17 protein-coding genes are annotated in these 18,293 nt (G+C 65.7%); 6 read left to right on the top strand and 11 right to left on the bottom strand.

The annotated features are described in order from the left end of the window. Nucleotides 1–75: 75 nt before the first annotated feature. Nucleotides 76–498, bottom strand: a complete 423-nt coding sequence (locus tag ACN22W_RS19515; protein WP_419689051.1) for an amino acid-binding protein — start codon at nt 496–498, stop codon at nt 76–78. A gap of 206 nt (nt 499–704) precedes the next feature. Here ACN22W_RS19515 and ACN22W_RS19510 point away from each other — a divergent pair, with 206 nt between their 5' ends. The 5 genes from ACN22W_RS19510 to ACN22W_RS19490 all read left to right on the top strand — a co-directional run bounded on the left by ACN22W_RS19510 (nt 705) and on the right by ACN22W_RS19490 (nt 3,171). Next, complete coding sequence (locus ACN22W_RS19510) at nt 705–944, top strand: type II toxin-antitoxin system Phd/YefM family antitoxin (RefSeq protein WP_048245635.1); 240 nt, start codon at nt 705–707, stop codon at nt 942–944. Then, nucleotides 941–1,336 carry a type II toxin-antitoxin system VapC family toxin gene (locus tag ACN22W_RS19505; RefSeq protein ID WP_129517308.1) on the top strand — a complete coding sequence of 132 codons (396 nt, stop codon included), beginning with the start codon at nt 941–943 and terminating at the stop codon, nt 1,334–1,336. The genes ACN22W_RS19510 and ACN22W_RS19505 overlap by 4 nt, the downstream gene beginning before the upstream one ends. Nucleotides 1,337–1,540: 204 nt before the next feature. Next, nucleotides 1,541–2,179 carry a M15 family metallopeptidase gene (locus ACN22W_RS19500; RefSeq protein WP_419689050.1) on the top strand — a complete coding sequence of 213 codons (639 nt, stop codon included), beginning with the start codon at nt 1,541–1,543 and terminating at the stop codon, nt 2,177–2,179. A 102-nt stretch (nt 2,180–2,281) separates the two neighbouring features. Beyond that, nucleotides 2,282–2,866 carry a nucleotidyltransferase family protein gene (locus ACN22W_RS19495; RefSeq protein ID WP_419689049.1) on the top strand — a complete coding sequence of 195 codons (585 nt, stop codon included), beginning with the start codon at nt 2,282–2,284 and terminating at the stop codon, nt 2,864–2,866. Between the two features lie 161 nt (nt 2,867–3,027). Next, complete coding sequence (locus ACN22W_RS19490) at nt 3,028–3,171, top strand: hypothetical protein (RefSeq protein ID WP_165948077.1); 144 nt, start codon at nt 3,028–3,030, stop codon at nt 3,169–3,171. A gap of 95 nt (nt 3,172–3,266) precedes the next feature. Here the strand turns inward: ACN22W_RS19490 and ACN22W_RS19485 are convergent, their stop codons facing one another. The 8 genes from ACN22W_RS19485 to panE form a co-directional block, all read right to left on the bottom strand. Beyond that, entirely contained in the window at nt 3,267–4,025 is a 759-nt protein-coding gene (locus ACN22W_RS19485) for an SDR family oxidoreductase (protein WP_419689048.1), read from the bottom strand. Then, on the bottom strand, nt 4,022–5,569 hold the full coding sequence (locus tag ACN22W_RS19480) for an FGGY-family carbohydrate kinase (RefSeq protein WP_419689047.1): 1,548 nt from the start codon (nt 5,567–5,569) through the stop codon (nt 4,022–4,024). Before ACN22W_RS19480 ends, ACN22W_RS19485 begins: the two co-directional genes overlap by 4 nt. Before the next feature lie 29 nt (nt 5,570–5,598). Next, the gene (locus ACN22W_RS19475; protein ID WP_419689046.1) at nt 5,599–6,687 is read right to left on the bottom strand and encodes an alcohol dehydrogenase catalytic domain-containing protein; all 1,089 of its coding nucleotides are present in this window, start codon (nt 6,685–6,687) and stop codon (nt 5,599–5,601) included. A 46-nt stretch (nt 6,688–6,733) separates the two neighbouring features. Then, on the bottom strand, nt 6,734–7,744 hold the full coding sequence (locus tag ACN22W_RS19470; RefSeq protein WP_419689045.1) for an ABC transporter permease: 1,011 nt from the start codon (nt 7,742–7,744) through the stop codon (nt 6,734–6,736). Next, on the bottom strand, nt 7,731–9,251 hold the full coding sequence (locus ACN22W_RS19465; protein ID WP_419689044.1) for a sugar ABC transporter ATP-binding protein: 1,521 nt from the start codon (nt 9,249–9,251) through the stop codon (nt 7,731–7,733). The genes ACN22W_RS19470 and ACN22W_RS19465 overlap by 14 nt, the downstream gene beginning before the upstream one ends. A gap of 62 nt (nt 9,252–9,313) precedes the next feature. Continuing rightward, a complete protein-coding gene (locus ACN22W_RS19460) occupies nt 9,314–10,255 on the bottom strand; it encodes a substrate-binding domain-containing protein (RefSeq protein WP_048245627.1) in 942 nt (313 codons plus the stop codon). Nucleotides 10,256–10,373: 118 nt separating this feature from the next. After that, nucleotides 10,374–11,333 (bottom strand): AraC family transcriptional regulator, encoded by a 960-nt coding sequence (locus ACN22W_RS19455; protein ID WP_419689043.1) that lies wholly within the window; start codon nt 11,331–11,333, stop codon nt 10,374–10,376. Between the two features lie 240 nt (nt 11,334–11,573). Beyond that, nucleotides 11,574–12,521, bottom strand: coding sequence for a 2-dehydropantoate 2-reductase (gene panE, locus ACN22W_RS19450; RefSeq protein WP_419689042.1), 948 nt, complete (start codon nt 12,519–12,521; stop codon nt 11,574–11,576). Between the two features lie 253 nt (nt 12,522–12,774). On the opposite strand from panE, the gene ACN22W_RS19445 reads away from it, so the two are divergent. Further along, nucleotides 12,775–14,328: a methyl-accepting chemotaxis protein gene (locus ACN22W_RS19445; protein ID WP_412024146.1), complete on the top strand. Its 1,554-nt coding sequence runs from the start codon at nt 12,775–12,777 to the stop codon at nt 14,326–14,328. A 172-nt stretch (nt 14,329–14,500) separates the two neighbouring features. On the opposite strand, the gene ACN22W_RS19440 is transcribed toward ACN22W_RS19445, so the two are convergent. Together ACN22W_RS19440 and ACN22W_RS19435 are read right to left on the bottom strand one after the other, a co-directional pair. Beyond that, on the bottom strand, nt 14,501–15,982 hold the full coding sequence (locus ACN22W_RS19440) for a virulence factor (RefSeq protein ID WP_419689041.1): 1,482 nt from the start codon (nt 15,980–15,982) through the stop codon (nt 14,501–14,503). Continuing rightward, nucleotides 15,979–18,291, bottom strand: coding sequence for an effector protein Tle3 domain-containing protein (locus ACN22W_RS19435; protein WP_419689040.1), 2,313 nt, complete (start codon nt 18,289–18,291; stop codon nt 15,979–15,981). Before ACN22W_RS19435 ends, ACN22W_RS19440 begins: the two co-directional genes overlap by 4 nt. Nucleotides 18,292–18,293 lie beyond the last annotated feature (2 nt).

Below are 18,293 nucleotides of genomic sequence, written 5' to 3'. Positions count from 1 at the left end.
TTGGGGGGCCGCGCAACGTCCTGAAACGCGAGCCCCCTTCCGGTTACTGCCAGTCCACCATCCAACGCAGCCGCCTTATGCCCGCTGCAGGATATCGATCGCCTTCTCCGCATCGTCCACCGAATCGACCGCGAAATAGGCAATGAACTGGGAACCCAGCACGGCGGCCGAAACGCCACGAAGATTGATCGCACCATCCGCGAGCATCTGGGTCAGTTGCCCGATGATGCCCATTTGATCCAGACCCATTACGCGGACGGAGTGAACGCTCGGGGTGACGCTGAACCCCACCTGCGTGGCCGTGCGAATCACCGCGTCTCCCTGCAGTGGTGCGACAAACACGACGCCCTTGCCCGGCGCCTCCGATGTGCGGCGCGCGACGATGAACTGCAAGTCTGCGCCGGCAGTCCGCAGAGCGCCTAATACGGCCGCGAGGCCACCCGGCTTGTCCTCGATGGTCGCCGCCCACACATCGACACGTTCTACGCTCAGTTCCATGGCAGTCCCTCCCGCCTGAGAACCCCGATAGAAAAAATCTAGATCACGGCAAGCACGCGAGCAAGGCGGACAGTGTCTTCCGGCCCCCGGGCATCGACGCACCCTGTCACGTTTTGCATGCATCCGGTCACGCGTGACCTTCGCGACTTGCCTCGCTCCGCCGCACTGCCATAAAATGACCATCGTCACATGACCAGGTCCATATCATGATGCCGCACGCTCCCGTTTCGAAATCCGAGTTCAAGGCTCGCGCACTCGAATACTTCCGGCTCGTCGAGTCGTCAGGCGAAAGCCTGATCGTCACCGATCACGGCAAACCGACGCTCGAGATCCGGCCGTATCACGCACGCGAAGCTCAGCCGTTGGACATATTGCGCGGCTCGGTCATGCGCTACGACAATCCTCTCGATCCGATTGCGGAAGATGATTGGGAGGCGTCGCGGTGATCGTGCTGGATACGCATGCATTGGTGTGGTGGGTGGCGGGCGATCCTTCGCTCAGCAAGAAAGCGCGAACCGCGATCGATCGCGCGCGCGGCGAAGGCGCGCTCGCCGCGTCCGCGATCTCGGCGTGGGAGATTGCGATGCTGGTGCGCAACGATCGCCTCGCGCTGTCGATGGATGTCGACGCATGGCTCGCCACGGTCGCGCAGATCGACGGCATGCGCTTCGTGCCCGTCGACGCCGACATCGCCGCGAAATCCACCGCCCTGCCCGGCGCGTTCCACAAGGATCCGGCCGACCGCATGATCGTCGCCACCGCGCGACGGCTCGGCGCACCGCTCGTCACCCGCGACGAAAAAATCCGCGCTTACGCGCACGTGAAGACGCTCTGGTAGGCGTCGGTAGCCCGCAGGTCAAACCACGGCACCTTCTCCGCCGGACTCTGGCATATTGGCGATTCGTCTGACCCAAACGCCTCCGGCCGGCCAGGCACGGTGCAACACCTCGCCCGCCGGCTCGTGACCCGCAACCGTCATCGCGCCACCTCACCCGCTATCGTGATATCGCTCTCCGATCCCGTTGTCCGGTCGATCGCCCTGATGGAGTCGCATGAAGGGTTTGTCGATCTCGCTACCTTCGACGAACGCATCGCCGTCGACCTCTCGCGCAGCGTCGTTTCGAACCCGAGCCCGCATTTCCTGAAGGTACGCCGCGGTATCGCCGAACGGCTGGTCGTCGCCGCGCACGCGCTGCCCGCCGACCTGCGCCTTTACGTCAAGGAAGGCTATCGCCCGCTCGCGCTCCAGCGTGAATACTTCACCCGCCATCTCGCGCAATTGCGTGCGACGCTCAATCCGCTGCCATCCGACGACGCACTGTACGAACTCGCGAGCCACCACGTCGCGCCCCCCGAAGTCGCCGCGCATCCGACCGGCGCTGCCGTCGACCTCACGCTGATATCGGCGAGCGGCATCGAAGCCGACATGGGCAGCATCATGAACGCCACCGACCACGAATCGTCCGGCGCGTGCTACACGCACAACGCATTCATCAGCCGCGCGGCCGCACGTAACCGCCAGGTGCTGATCGACGCGCTGACGGGCGCCGGCTTCACGAATTACCCATCGGAATGGTGGCATTGGTCGTTCGGTGACCGCTATTGGGCCGTCATGCAGCGTGAATCCCTCGCGATTTACGGCCCCGTCGAGGAAAGCATGCTCGACGAAGCGTCGCGATGACGGTATTTCCGATCTGACGGGCGCGACTCGGTAACATCCTCACTTGCCGATCCCCGCCCGGTCCCGCACAATCGCAGCACCTGTCTCACTCCCCTCGCGCCGATGCCCTATGCGTCACTCGCCACCGGCGTCCTGCTCGCCGGCGGCCTTGGTCAACGCTTCGACCCGAGCGGCCTGCACAGCAAGTTGCTCGCACTGCTGCCAGACGGCACACCGGTTGCGGTCGCGGCCGCCCGCCATCTCGCAGCGGCCACGGCCGACGTGATCGCCATCGTGCGTCCCGGCGCCGAAAAACTCGCGATTCTGCTGAACGAAGCCGGCTGCCAGGTCGTCTACGCATCCGACACCGAGCGCGGCATGGGCGCGACCCTCGCGGCCGGCGTGCGCGCGACCCCCGACGCGACCGGCTGGCTCGTCGCGCTCGGCGACATGCCGTGGATCGCGGCTTCGACCTACGAAGCGGTGACGCGCGCGCTCGATACGGACGGCGCATCGATCATCGCCCCCGCCCATCGCGGCGTGCGCGGCCATCCGGTCGGCTTCGCGGCGCACCATTACGACGCACTGGCCGCGCTCGACGGCGATACCGGCGCCCGCACGCTGTTCGCGAGCGCGCCCGTGCAACTGCTGGACGTCGACGATCCCGGCATCCTGCGCGACGTCGATACGCCGGCGGATCTGCGCTGACCGCGATCGCGCGGACCACACAACGCATTGCAGTAGACGAACCCGTTCGACGATCGACACCCCGCCGCAAGAATCCCGCTGCAAACGCCCGTTCGATTGCCTATAACGGAGACGAGGCGCACCTGCCGCGCCGCCGCCGTCACGCACTGCGCGAGTTCTCCATGACCGATCACACGACCCCGACGCCCGAGCCACCGGCCGACCCGAACCGCGATCCGGAAGACGACCCGCTGTCGTCGCCACCGGGTCATCACCACGACAACCCGCAACAACCGGACGGACCGCCGAGCAAAGACCCGGTCTAGCCGCGCGTCGGCCGCGCCGCACATTCGCCCCTATTTCCCGTCATGCGCGGCTGGCGGCCGCCGGCCGCCCGTCGCCCGTCACCGCATCGCGTGGCCTATCGCGCCGTATACCCGCCGTCGATCGGCAGCGACACGCCGCTGATCATCGACGCCGCATCGCTCAGCAAAAACAGGATCGGTTCGACCACCTCATCCGGCTCGGCAAAGCGCCCGAGCGGAATCGCCGCCAGCATCGGCGCGCGCTTCTCCGGTTCGCTCCACGCGAACTGCGCCATCGGCGTGAGCGTGACGGTCGGGTTCACGCTGTTCACGCGAATGCCGTGCGGGCCGAGTTCGATGCACAGCACGCGCGTGATCGCGTCCATCGCCGCCTTCGACGCGCAATAGCTCAGATGCGCGGGCAGACCGACGAGCGCGGCCTGGCTCGATACGTTGACGATGCTGCCCCGCGCACGTTCGGCGCCCCGTCCGTCGCATTCGATCATCTTGCGCGCGACGGCCCGCGCGACGAGCGCCGCACCGCGCGCATTGACCGCCATCACGCGATCGAAATGCGCGGCGCCGACATCGAGCGCCGCTTCGAGCGACGCGATTCCCGCGCAATTGACGAGGCCGTCGAACGCATCGTGCGCGGCGAGCGCCGCGTCGATCGCGTGTTCGTCGCCGCCGACATCGATACGCAACGTATCGCATGCCGTCTCGCCGGCCAGCGCATCGAGTGCGGCCATGTCGCGACCTGCCGCGACGACCCGCGCACCCGACTGCGCCAGCGCGACCGCGCACGCGCGCCCGATCCCGCTCGATGCGCCCGTGACGAGCACCCGCGAGCCGCTGAAGTCGAATCGTGTCTTCATGATGATGTGCTCAGGCGGTGCATGATCGGTTTGAGTGCCGGGTACAGCGCCGTGTAGAGCGCAAAACGCGCCGCATACGCTTGCGCACGTCCGTCATCGGGCCGTGCACGCTCGACGAGCGTGACCCAGCCGCCCTGCGCATCGTCGTGCGACACGAGCCCTGCCCCGACACCCGCGAGCAGTGCCGCCCCCATCGCGGCTTCGACATCCTGCTCGATCGTCCATACCGGAAAGCCCGTCACGTCGGCAATGATCTGCATCCACAGCGCCGAATGCGCGGCACCGCCGACGACGATCAGCCGATCGTCCAGCGCCGCCGCGCCGCGGCGGCCGGCCTCGATGTTGTGCCGCAACGCAAACGCGACGCCTTCGAGCACCGCGCGATACAGGTGCGCTCGCGTATGCGCGAGACTCAGCCCGACGAACGCACCGCTCGCCTTCGCATCCCACACGGGGCTGCGCTCGCCCATCAGGTACGGCAGGAACAGCACGCCGTCGGCACCGGCCGGCACGCTTTCGGCCGCTTCCTCGAGCAGCACGTGCGGATCGCCATGCGGCAGCAGGCGCGCCGCATCGAGTTCCGCATGACAGAACTGGTCGCGAAACCACGCGACCGACGCACCGGCCGTGATCGCGCCACCGAATACGTACAGGTCGCGCTGCCCGTTGAACACGTGCGGCATGCTGACGAGCCCGTGCCGCGCATCGACATGCCGGTTCACGTAGCCCCAGCACATGCTGGTGCCGATCATCGCGACGTGCTGCCCGGTGCGCGTCGCGCCGGCCGCGAAGGTCGCGACGGCCGCATCGACGCCGCCCGCGACGACGGGTGTGCCGGCCGGCAACCCGAGCTGTTCGGTCCATTGCGACAGCAGCCCGCCGACGATCTCGGTCGAATCGACGAGCCGCTCGGGCATCATCGTCGCCGGAATGCCGAGCATGTCGAGCGCATCGTCGGACCACTCGCGGCGCGCGACGTCATACACGCCGCCGATATTGCCGGCCGAACTGTGATCGACCGCGACTTCCCCGGTCAGCAGGTAGATCACATACGCGTTCGGCGGCAGGAAATAGCGCACGTTCGCCCACACGTCCGGCCGCTGGTCGCGCAGCCACAGCATCTTCGTGAAGCCGTAGTAGCTGTCGACGCCGTTGCCCGTGATCACGCGCAACCGCTCGACGTTGACGTGCTCGTCGACCCAATCGACCTGCGCGGTCGCGCGCCGGTCCATCCAGATCAGGCACGGATGAAGCGGCCGCATGTCGCTGTCGACCGGGATGCCCGAGCCGCCGTACAGGCTGCTCACGCACACCGCGCGGATCGCGTCGGCCGGCACGCCCTGCGCGCGCGCATCGCTCACGCAGCCCGCGATGCATTCGAGCACGGCATCGAACCACACCTGCGGCCATTGCTCGGCCCACAGCGGGCGCGGCGTGTCGGGCTGGTAACCGGACGAGCGCCGCGCGACGATCGTGCCGTGCCGGTCGACGAGCAGCGCCTTGGTGCTCTGCGTGCCGATATCGACGCCTATGACGTATTCCATGATGTCTCCGGTGAGGCGCACGCCGGCCGTCAGCGGGCCGGCTTCAGCAGCACCTTGATCGATTCGGGCGATTTCGCGACGCGAATCGCGTCGTCCCAATCTTCGAGCGCGAAACCGTGCGTGACGATGCCTTTCGATGTGACGAGCCCGCGCGCCAGCAGGTCGATCGCGATCGGATAGCAGTATGGCCCAAGGTGCGCGCCGCGCACGTCGAGCTCCTTGCGGTCGCCGATGATCGACCAGTCGACGGTCGTATCCTCGCCGAACACGCTGAATTCGACGAAACGGCCGAGCTTGCGGATCAGGTCGAGCCCCTGGTTCACGCCGACCGGCGCGCCGGTCGTTTCGATATAGACGTCGCAGCCGTAGCCGTCGGTCAGCGCGCGGATGATCTCGCGCGCATCGTCGCGCTTCGGGTTGATCGTCACGTCGGCGCCGTATTGCCGCGCGAGGTCGAGGCGCTCGTCGATCAGGTCGATCACGACGAGTTTCTTCGGCGTCTTCAGGTGCGCGACCTGCGTCATCATCAGCCCGAGCGGGCCCGCGCCCGCGATCACGACGACGTCGTCGAGCTGGAGGTCGCCGCGGTTCACGGTATGGATCGCGCACGACAGCGGCTCGATGATCGCGGCATCCTCGAGCGACACGCCGAGCGGAATCTTGTGGACGAGCGCGGTCGGCGGAATGCGCATGTATTCGGCCATGCCGCCGTCGGCGACGTCGCGCTGGAAGCCGAAAATGTTGTGCACTTCGCACATCCAGTACTGGCCCGACCTGCAATAGCGGCACTTGCCGCACGGCACGATCTGCTCGGCGATCACGCGGTCGCCCAATGCCACGCCGAAATGCCCGGCCGCGCCGTCGCCGAGCGCTTCGACGTAGCCGAAGAATTCATGGCCGGGAATCACGGGCGCCTTCACCCACGGGCTCGGGCCGCCCCAGAACATCTTCGCGCCCGTATAGCACTTGCAGTCGCTCGCGCAGATCCCGCACGCGGCGATGCGGATCACGAGCTCGTTCGCGCCGGGGCGCGGCTTCGCGACCTGTTCGACGCGATAGTCCTCGGGGCCGTGGCAGACGACCGCGGTCATCCGCGGCTGGGCTTCGGGTGTCGTCATGAGGTGTCTCTTTCGTTGATGATTCGGATATCTGATCGATCACGCGTTACCGCGATCGTTCTCGGCTGATGTAGATCGCGAGCAGGATGATTCCGCCCTTGATCACGTTCTGCACATACGGGTTCACACCGATCATGTTCAGGCCGTTGTTGAGCACGCCGAGCAGCAGCGCGCCGACCAGCGTGCCGAGGATCGCGCCGCGCCCGCCGGAGATCGACGTGCCGCCCATCACGACGGCCGCGATCGCGTCGAGTTCGAAGCCCACGCCCGCGTTCGGCTGCCCGCTCATCAGCCGCCCGGTCAGCACGATCGCGGCGAGCGCCGACGTGAGCCCGGCCAGCGTGTAGACGATCAGCTTCACGCGCGCGACACGCACGCCGGTGAGCCGCGTCGCCTGCTCGTTGCCGCCGATCGCATACACGTAGCGGCCGAACGGCATGCGGTCGAGCAGCAGCCACGCGATCGCATAGACCACCAGCATGATCAGCACGGGCGCCTGGATGCCGAGCACCTTGCCGCTGCCGAAGAACGCGACCCAGTCGGGCAGGCCGTCGATCGGATAGCCGCCCGTGTAGATCAGCGCGAGGCCGCGCGCGATGCCCATCGTCGCGAGCGTGACGATGATCGGCGGCATCCCCGCGAACGCGACGAACACGCCGTTCAGGAAGCCGAAACCGAGGCCGACCGCGATGCCGATCGCGAGTGCGGCGACCGCGTTGACGCCCGCGACCATCAGCCCGGCCGCGAGCGTGCCCGACAGCGCCATCACCGAGCCGACCGACAGGTCGATCCCGCCGGTCAGGATCACGCAGGTCATGCCGACCGCGATGATCGCGTTGATCGACACCTGGCGCAGCACGTTTTCCAGGTTCGCGGCGGACAGGAAGCTCGGGCTCGCGATCATCATCGCGATGCACACGACGATGAGGCCGACGAGCGGGTAGAACAGCGTCGAGCGCCGCAACCGCGCCCACATCGCGCGTGGCTGCAACGCATCGCCGGCGGCGGCCGCCGCGAGCGTCGTGGAAGGCGTGGAAGAAGAATCAGGCAGGTTCATGGGTCGCTCCTCGCGTGCCGGCCGTGGCATGGGTCATGACCGTGTCGGGATCGATCTCGTCGCCTTCGAGCGTCGCCTCGATGCGCCCTTGCCGGAACACGGCGACGCGATCGCACATGCCGACGATCTCCGGCAGTTCGGACGAGATCATGATGATGGCGTAGCCGCGCGCGGTGAGTTCGCGCATCAGCCCGTAGATTTCGGCTTTCGCGCCGACGTCGATGCCGCGCGTCGGCTCGTCGAAGATCAGCACCGACGTGTGATGGTTCAGCCAGCGCGCGATCACGACCTTCTGCTGGTTGCCGCCGGACAGCGTCGCGACTTCGGTGTGGATCGACGGCGCCTTCACGCCGACGCGCCGCATCACGTCGTGCGTCGCGCGCGCCTCGCCGCGCCGGTCGATCAGCCAGCGCATCGACCGGTACTTGCCGAGGTTGTTCAACGAGATGTTGTCGCGAATCGAAAACGACGTGACGAGCCCTTCCGTCTTGCGGCTTTCCGGCAGGATGCCGATGCCCGCGCGCAGCGCGTCGGCCGGATCGGCGAGCTTCGCCGCCGCGCCGCGCACGCGCACTTCCTTGCGGTGCGCGCGCGTCGCGCCGATCACCGCGAGCGCCGTTTCCGTGCGACCCGAGCCGACCAGCCCGGCGAAGCCGAGGATCTCGCCCGCCCGCAACGCGAAGCGGTTCACCGGGCCGCCGCGCTCGAGCTGCAGCGCGTCGACTTCGAGCACGGCCGGCGCGTCGGCCGGCAGCACGGGCTTCGGCGGGAAGCTGCTTTCGATCCGGCGGCCGACCATCATCCGCACGAGCTGCTCGACGTCGGTGCGCGCGACGTCGGTCGTCGCGACGTACTGGCCGTCGCGCAGCACGGTGATGCGGTCGCACACCGCGAAGATCTCGTCGAGGTGATGCGAGATGAAGATCATCGCGACGCCCTGCCGCTTCAGCTCGCGCATGATCGCGAACAGGTGTTCGGCCTCGGCCGGCGTAAGCGTGGCGGTCGGCTCGTCGAGGATCAGGATGCGCGCGTCGAGCGACAGCGCCTTGCCGATCTCGACGAACTGCTGCTGCGCGACCGACAGCGCACGGATCGGCGCATCGAGATCGATCGACACGCCGAGCCGCGCGAAGATGCCGGCCGCCGCGCGGCGCATCCGCGTGCGGTCGCGCGCGCCCCAGCGGTTGCGCAGCTCGCGGCCGAGGAACAGGTTGTCGACGGCGTCCAGGTGCGGGATCAGGCTGAACTCCTGGAACACGATGCCGACGCCCGCCGCGACCGCCTCGTGATAGTTCGCGAAACGGCGCGCGGCGCCGTCGATCTCGATCGTGCCGGCGTCCGGTTGATGAATGCCGCACAGGATCTTCATCAGCGTCGACTTGCCCGCGCCGTTCTCGCCGAGCAGCGCGTGGATCTCGCCGCGCGCAATCTCGAGATGAATGTCGGACAGCGCCTTCACGCCCGGAAAGCTTTTCGTGATGTGGCTGAGCCTGAGTATCGTAGCCATCGGCCTCTCCGTGCGAAGGGCGTCGGCCGTGCCGCCGCCCTTCGCGTCGTGTCGCACGTCGTTCACCAGCTGAAGCCCTTCGCGTTGCCGCGATCGACGACCTTCACGTCGACCGGGATCGCCTTCGGCACCGTCGCGCCCCACTTGCGCGCGATCGCGATGCCGAGCGCGATACGCACCTGGTCGGCCGGGAACTGCGCGGTCGTCTCGATGAACTTCGAGTTCGGCTTCTGGATCGCGGCGATTGCCTCGGGCGCGCCGTCGACGCTCGTCAGCTTGATGTCCTTGCCGGAGCCCTCGATCGCGGCGAGCGCGCCCATCGAGCCGCCGTCGTTCACGCTGAAGAGGCCCTTCAGGTTCGGATGCGCGGAGATCATGTTTTCGGTCACCGACAGCGCGGTCGCGCGCTCCTGCTTGCCGTTCTGCGTGTCGACGAGCTTCACGTTCGGAAATTTCGCGAGCCCGGCCTTGCAGCCGCGCACGCGTTCGAGAATCGGCACGACCGGAATGCCGTCGAGGATCGCGACCTCGCCGCTGCCGCCGATCGCCTTCGCGAGGTATTCGCACGACATCACGCCCGCGTCGTAATTCTTCGAGCCGACGAACGAATCGACCGGCCCGTTCGCGTTCGCATCGACAGCCACGACCACCGCGCCGGCCTTCTTCGCCTGCGTGATCGCCGACTGGATGCCGGTCGAATCGGTCGGGTTCACGAGCAGGATGTCGATCTTCTTCTGCAGCATGTCCTCGACGTCGCTCACCTGCTTGCTGACGTCGTGATGCGCGTCGGTGACGACGACCTGCGCGCCGATCGTTGCGGCCGCATCGGTAAGCGCCTTCTGCATCGTCACGAAATACGGGTTGTTCAGTTCCTGGAACGTCATGCCGATCCGCAGCGGCGCGGCATGCGCGGCGGCGGGCAGCAAGGCCGCGACGGCGAGCGCGGCAAGGGCCGCCATGCGGGCGGCGCGGCGGGGGGATGAAGCGGGCGATGCATGCGTCATGACGGTGTCTCCGGTTGTATAAGGCTTTTTCGTGGGTGAGCAAGCCCCTCGCGACGCGGGCGGCGCGATCGGCTGGGTACAACGGCGTGGAAAACTCAGGCGAGCGGCGGCCCGGCGATCATCCCGGCTGCGGCGCGAGTTCGGGCGCGCCGGGTGTCAGTACACGCGGCGGCATCGGGTTGCCGGTGGGCGCCGCATGCAATGCGAGTTCGCGACTGCGCGCGTTCAGGCGCTGCAGCGCGCGGAATTCGGACGGCGCCATCCCCTTCACCGCGCGGAACTGGCGATTGAAGTTCGATACGTTGTTGAAGCCGGCCTGGAAGCAGATATCGGTGATGCTCGTATCGTCGGCGAGCAGCATCTGACACGCGGATTCGATCCGCAGACGGTTCACGTACTGCACGAACGGCATGCCCGTCTGGCGATGGAACGCACGCGAGAACGCGCTGACGCTCTGCCCCGTCAGTTGCGCGAGATCGGATTCGCGCAGCTCGGACGCGAGGTTCTTGCCGATATACGACAGCGCATGGCTGAGCCGCGTGGGCGTGACGTCGGCCTGGTCGTACGCGGGGCTCGCGAGCAGCGTGCGCTCGTCGGCGCCGCACAGCCGCTCGAGGATCGTCATGAACAGCGCGATGCGGCGCATGCCGCGCGCCGCCAGCAGCTCGTCGAACAGCGGCGCGATCGCGGCACTGGTCGCGGCGTCGAAGCCGACACCGCGCCGCGCGTCGTCGAGCAGCGCCTGCGCATCGCGGCATTCGGGAAACGCGTCCATGCAGCGGCGCACGAACACCGGGTCGAACTGGATCACGAGATTGCGGCGCTCGACGGTTTCGCCTTCGGCCATGTCGCTGACCCAGTTGTGCGGCAGGTTCGGGCCGAGCAGCACGAGATGGCCGGGGCCGAACGAGCCGATGTGATCGCCGACGAAATACTTGCCGCGCGTCGCGACGATCAGGTGCAGTTCGAATTCGGGATGGAAGTGCCAGCGGATCGTGCGATACGGATAGCCGTGCGACCAGACCTTGAACGACTCGTCGCGTCGCACTTCGACCACTTCGAGATCGGGGTGCATCATCTTGGCGTCTCCATTCCCATGTATCGCTGGCCGGCCTGTTCGGCTGTTCGCGCGTGCGCCGCGTGTTTCGCGCGGCGACGCGACCGGTCGCATGGGAAGCAATGTAGGTCGATCGAGCGCGCGGCTCCACCAACTTTACGCCTGATTTTCGATACTTTTTTGCGCTTTCCGGCCGTAAACGGCGCCAGATGGCAAATTTGTGCAGCGCGGAACGTGCCGGGCGACCGCCCGCGCCGGTGTTTATGCGTCGGCGTGCTCGCGCGCCGTGCGCACCTCGTACGTCTTCAGGTGGTTGTACGCGATCCGCAGCAACGACAGCGCATCGGCCACCTGCGGGTCGCGGCGCGCGAGCAGATCGCCGATCACATGATCGGCTTCGACGCGCGCATGATTCTCGACGTCGCGCAGCATCGATGCGGTCAGCGGCGACGGCGTCAGCACCATCTGCTGCATCCGCTCGATCGCCACGGGGTCGGGCCGCTTGCCGTTGTATTCGGCGATCGCGCTGCATTCGCCGAGCATCGTCTCGAGCAGGCGGAGGCCGTCCGGCGCGGCGAGAATGTCGCCGACCGAGCCGCGGAACAGCGACGTGCTCGCGGCGAGCGTCGCGAGGAATACCCACTTCTCCCACATCCGCGCCGCGATGTCGTCGCTGAGCGTCGCGTCGAAACCCGCGCCATCGAACACGTCGGCCACCGCGCGCACGCGCGGCGATTCGCCGCCGACGAGCTCGCCGAACGACAGCCCGGCCGTGTCGTTCAGGTGCACGATGCGCTGCTCGCGATCGAGCGTCGCCGCGATCACGCACAGCCCGCCGAGCACCTGCGCGGCGCCGAACCGGTCGCGCAGCACGTCGAGGTGGCGCATCCCGTTGAGCATCGGCAGGATCAGCGTCTGCGGCCCGACGAACGGCGCGAACGAGAGAATCGCGTCGTCGAGGCTGTAGGCCTTGCAGCTCAGCAGCACGAGGTCGAACGGCGCGACCCCGGCGTCCGCATCGCCCGCACGCACGGTCTGCACGTTCGCGAGCGTCAGGTCGCCGCGCGGGCTGCGGATCAGCAGCCCGTCGCGTGCCAGCGCAGCCGCGCGGCCGTCGCGCACCAGGAACGTCACGTCGCGCCCCGCCGCAGCCAGCCGTCCGCCGAAATATCCGCCGACCGCGCCGGCCCCTACCACCAGAATTCGCATCGTTGCCTCCTTTCGGTTTCGTTCAGCGCCGCGCCGCCGCCCGCCCCGGGGCGCCACGCGCGCGCAATCGCCCCGACAGTATAGCGACGCCCGTTATGCATATGCATAGATACCCGTGCCGACGTCGCAGGCATGGGCAGTCGCGCGGCGTCTAAGGGATTACCCGTCTACGGCGATGCGCCGCGCGCGCCGTCAAGACACTTATCCCGTCACGCCGCTTTGGCGAGCATCCTCGACTGACCGACCACACACCATGCGCAACCTTTCCCTGAATCAGAAACTCGCCTCGATGATCGTCATCCTGTGGCTCGGCCTGCTCGTGATCGCCGGGCTCGGCGCGTGGCAGACGCGCGCATCGATGATCACGGACCGCCGCGACCAGCTCGCGTCGCTGGTCGCGCAAGCCGCCAGCGTGACCGACCATTACTACAAGCTGTCGCAGCAGAACGCGATGCCGGAAGCCGACGCGAAGCAGAAGGCGCTCGAAGCGATCGCCGCGATGCGCTACGGCGCCGACGGCTACATCTCCGTCAACGACTCGAAGCCCGTGATCGTGATGCACCCGATCAAGACGGACCTCAACGGCAAGGACGTGTCGAATTTCACCGATCCGAACGGCAAGCACCTGTTCGTCGAGATCGTGAAGGCCGGCAACATGGACGGCGGCAAGGGTTTCGTCGAGTATCTGTGGCCGAAGCCGGGCGCCGACAAGCCGCAGGAGAAAACCAGCGCCGTGCAGCGCTTCGCGCCGTGGGACTGGTATCTCGTGACGGGCATGTACATGAACGACGTGCGCACGGCCGTGCTCGAGAGCATCGGCCGCTGGCTCGCGATGACGGCCGTGCTCGGCGCGCTCGCGACCGCCGTCATGGTGCTGGTGCTGAAAAGCGTGCGCGCGAGCCTCGGCGGCGAACTCGAGGACGCGCTCGACGCCGCGCAGCGCATCGCGCAGGGCGACCTGACCGCGCGCGTCACCGTGAAGCACGACGATCGCGGCAGCCTGCTGCATGCGCTGCACACGATGCAGGGCGGGCTGATCGACATGGTGTCGCGCGTGCGGATGGGCACCGAGAACATCAACGTCGGCGCGAGCGAGATCGCGTCCGGCAACACGGACCTGTCGCAGCGCACCGAGGAACAGGCGGCCGCGCTCGTGCAGACCGCGTCGAGCATGGACCAGATGACCGCGAACGTGAAGCAGAACGCGGACAGCGCCGCGCAGGCCGCGTCGCTCGCCGGCGAGGCCGCGCAGGTTGCGACGCGCGGCAGCACGGTGGTCAACGATGTCGTGCGCACGATGAACGAAATCACCGACCGTTCGCACAAGATCGGCGACATCATCGGCGTGATCGACGGGATCGCGTTCCAGACCAACATCCTCGCGCTGAACGCGGCGGTCGAAGCCGCGCGCGCGGGCGAACAGGGCCGCGGCTTCGCGGTGGTCGCGGCCGAAGTGCGCTCGCTCGCGCAACGCTCGGCGACGGCCGCGAAGGAGATCAAGTCGCTGATCGTGTCGTCGAACGAGACCGTCGAGCACGGCGCGACGCTCGTCACGCACGCGGGCGAGACGATGGCCGAGCTCGTGCAGTCGGTGCGGCGCGTGAACGAGATCCTCGACGAAATCAGCCACGCGTCGCGCGAGCAGAGCGCGGGGATCGAGCAGGTCAATCGCGCGGTGGGCGAGATGGACCAGGTCACGCAGCAGAACGCGGCGCTCGTCGAAGAGGCCGCGGCCGCCGCGCACTCGCTGCGCGATCAGGCCGAAGCGCTGCGCGACGCCGTCACGCGGTTCGCGTTGCCGGCCTGACGGCGCGGGCCCGGTGCGCGCGTGCTTACGCCGCGCCGCCGGGCCGGTGCCGAGCCCGGCCACCGTGGGAATGGGAATCCCCTACGCGGACGATTCCCTGCATATGACCAATCCTCTGATTGATTCGCGTGGCGGCCACAACCGCACGAAACTCGCCGCACGTCTGCTTACCTCACCACGAATAGCCCTGCATGCCGTAATCGGTATCGTGTCGGCGGCCCCACCACGGCAGGTAAGCATTGTTCTCTCCGCGCGCGCGGAACCAGTCCTTGTCCGGATCAATCGGCGTCAACTTTGACGGCGGCACGACCACGACGGCCGTGGGGTGCTTCGGGTCCGTTGTTCCTGCGACCAAAGCGTTGCCACCGAAGTGATTGATCCGGCCGATTGCCAGCGCCACGTTGGTCAATGCGCTACCGGTTCCCATGTCGCCGAGCAGTGCCGCGGTGTTGAACGTCTGATTCTTGTGGTCGTATTCGGGCAGGACCTCGGTGAGTGTCTGTGACAGGCCGACAAGTCGCGCCGATGCGGCATCGCTACCGGCACCGGCATCGTGAACGATGTACTTGATATCGGTCGCGGCAATGCCTGCGTTGCGCGCTGCCCGATCGACGGTGACTTTCCAGGCTTGCACCGTTCGCGTCGTGCCGACCTTCCGCGAAACCTCGTCGGCGTTGCCGGTAGCGGCCTTGCCGATCCATGCGAGCGGCTCACGCTCGGTGTTGAAGGTCGGGCCGGCGAGGAACAGCACGACAAGGTTTTCGTTGATCTGCGCATCCGTGGGCGGGAAACTCGGTGCATCCCAGTTCATGACCCACACGCTCTTGTCGGGGTTCGCCTGCAGGTAGTCCAGCGCCTTGTTCAGCGACGCGAAGCCCGCGTTTGCGCCGCCTTGCGTGACTTGCACATCGGGGGGCGTGTCGCGGCTCCATACCTTGCGAAAATAGGGATTTCCGATCAAGAAGGTTTCCTTGATCTCTTTTGTCAAAATTGCTCGTGATTCTTCCAAATCGAGTCGCGCAGGAATCGCCAATTCGACATGAATTCCGGCAAGTTCGCGCCATTCTTTCTGGTTATCCGGCTTTACCGTGTAGAAGTAGGACGGATTCATCGCGTAGTGGCTACGCATCAAATCCAAAAATGCCTCCATGTACTTGTGATAGAAGCCTTTGAACGTCTCTTTTCCGCGGTTGCCATAGGCTACTCCTGCGACTGATCGCAACGCCGTGAAAGATTGCGGATCAGTACGCACCATGTCATCGTTCTTGTTCGGTGCGGCAAGCCCCTGTGTCCAGAGCGTTTGCCATTCCGTCGGGTAGTCCTTGCGTTGCAGTGGATTCAACCAAATCAGACCAACTACCTGCGCAACGAACGGCTTCGCGTGTTCTTCTGGAAAAATAGCGGCACTAGTATCAAGATTAGTGCTTGGCGCAGCTTGCACGGGGCGCATCATTGCCGTGGCTGTCAAAAATGCCATCAGCGCCAGCAGGCCGGGGGCAATCACCAATCGTTTCATCCAATCTCCTGTTTCGAGCAATGCCGGGTGCTGTTGGTCAAAATATGCCATCAGGACAACCATCATCAGAGCCGCCACGATCCATACCGCGACCGCAACAACAACGCGCCGAGGCCAAGTAGCAATCGGCGCTTTCATACGACACCCCCAGCTTTCAATAAGAGCTGGCCTTCGCGCTCGTCAACGATTGATGGAGGAATATTGCCCTCGCTGCCTTTCGCATGCACCCATTCGTGCATCGGGATGTTATCGACAAGGCCGGACTTGAAGTACCTTGCATACTTCCTGACCGGGCTGTCTTCCGCAACACCCGTTTCCATCCGCCAATCCGCCTCAATCCGCAAGTCGTATAGTTGATCTGGCGTCAGGTAACACAGGCCGATCGCCACATCATACGCAAGCGCCTTTTCGGCATGTTCCGGGTTAGTCATCGTCGTTGAGTGGTTCGTCGGGTTGTTGGTCTGGCCGCGGTCCATCCCGTCCGTGATTTGCTTGTCGCGCCATTCCTTATATCCTTCAGGCACAGCACTTTTCCCATCCTCGCCGATCACGCGACCTGACTGATCAACCCATCCAGAGTTCATCGTCCGGCGCGCTTCCATGCGCATCAGCGCGCGATCCTCGTAACGCTGTCCGGCTTCACTTTCGGCCGTGCCGTGAGCGTCACCCTCCTTGTTCTTCGCCTTGTACTGGTCGTAGGGGTCATCGGCCTGCTTGTCCGCCTTGGTCTTGCTTGCGTCGCGCCATGCGGACGGCGGGTCGTTACCTTCGTTGAAATCGCTTACCGCATCACCGTCGCTTGTTTCGACCGGCTTGCCGAATCGCAACGCTTTCGGCAGAAACGTTTCGTCCAACGCAGGTGCATCGGCGACAACCGTCCACCCCTTCGGCGGGTCTTCGTTCACACGAAACATCTTCAGCGTGGATGTCGCCGCAGTCGCCGCATACATGATCGGCGCGGTAATCAATGTCCCCATCATCCCGAAGATCGATTCGTTTCCTTTCAGTGCGCCGACCAGACCGAATTTCGCCGCCGGAGACGGGGGATACCAGAAACCCGATGTTGTCCCCTTCTTGTCATACCGCCAGTCGTCTTCCCAATACCGATACGCCTTCGGTACACCGACCGGGAAGCCGGACGCGAACACGCGCTGCGTCAGGACGCCGGATATGCCGATGTCGCCAAGTTCGTGCTTGCCGATCCCGCGCCAGCCAATACCCTGTACGGTCACGGCCGAGATCACTTGGTCGTGCGGGCAGCAATACGCCGTGACGCGTCCGAACGTCGATCCGTTTAGACCGTGACGTGCGCGATCATCCTGCGCGGCATACGATTTGCTGCTTGTGGGCGATACACGGCTGTTCGCCATGTCTTCGTCGACCTTGTCGGGCGATGGTTCGAATTCCGCACGCGCACCGATGATCGACAGAAACCTTCCAAACGTCTGCGTGCGCGCCGCGTAGGTCTGCCGGCCGCGATTGCCCTTGGCGTCCTTCGTCTCACGTTGCGACCACGTATCCATCCCGGTGGAGGACTTTTTTGGACCGTCCCCAGTCGCGAAACTATATGGCGCATTCGCCAGCACATACGCGTCTGCAACGCATCGCCCCGTACGCCCCCACGGGTCTTCAACTTCCTCCAACGCGTCGCCGAAAAATGCCCCCGTCAGACCGACGATATTGCCCTGGCTGTGGCAAACAACCGTAATCGGTACGTTGGCTTGCATCCTGCGGATCGACTCGATCAGTTTGGCAAGCCGCAAGGCTGCAAGCACACCATAAGCGCGTGGCGGCGCGCGATACAGTGGTCGGTTGGTTGGATTGATGGCCTGCACGGTCGTCCACCCGAAAGCCCGATCATCGAGGCCGCCATGCCAAAGATCGGGCAGACTCGAACAGCCATTGGTGAACGGCCCGCCACCCCAATAGTCCTTCTCGTTGAGAAAAATCTTGTCGCCGTACTCCTTGAGTTCTTCCAGTGTCGCCTTGTAGCCCCACCGAAAATGGATGACGGGGGAGAACGATGGATCAGGTTTGACATAGTTTCCCGCCCAAAGCTTTGGATTCAGGAACCCATCCGACGTCACGCCTTCCGTGTATTTCGCCGGCGTCAACTGTCCTGCGTCGATGCCTTGATACTTCATCTGATCTTCCAAGCGCCCGAGCCGACGATTCAGCCCGGCGCACAGTCCTTCTTCGGACGCTTCGAACCATTCGCCTTCGGAGTTCACGCCGTGCACGAAAATAATGATGCCCGGCAACGGTAGTTGCTTGATGCGGATAAGCCGCTTGTCCTTGTCGAACAACATCGGCCCTTCGGTTCTGCCAACGACGATAAGCGGCGGTTCGGAACGCAATGCAGCCGTGTCGAGTGCATCGGTCGTCGTGGCGGGTTCGTCGGCGCGTACATCCGCCACCGGCCGAGGATCGAGAAACGATTCGGTCATGG

This window comes from Burkholderia theae (assembly GCF_048565265.1).
Classification (GTDB): Bacteria; Pseudomonadota; Gammaproteobacteria; order Burkholderiales; family Burkholderiaceae; genus Burkholderia; species Burkholderia theae.
This window is presented reverse-complemented; position numbering and strand designations above follow the sequence as displayed.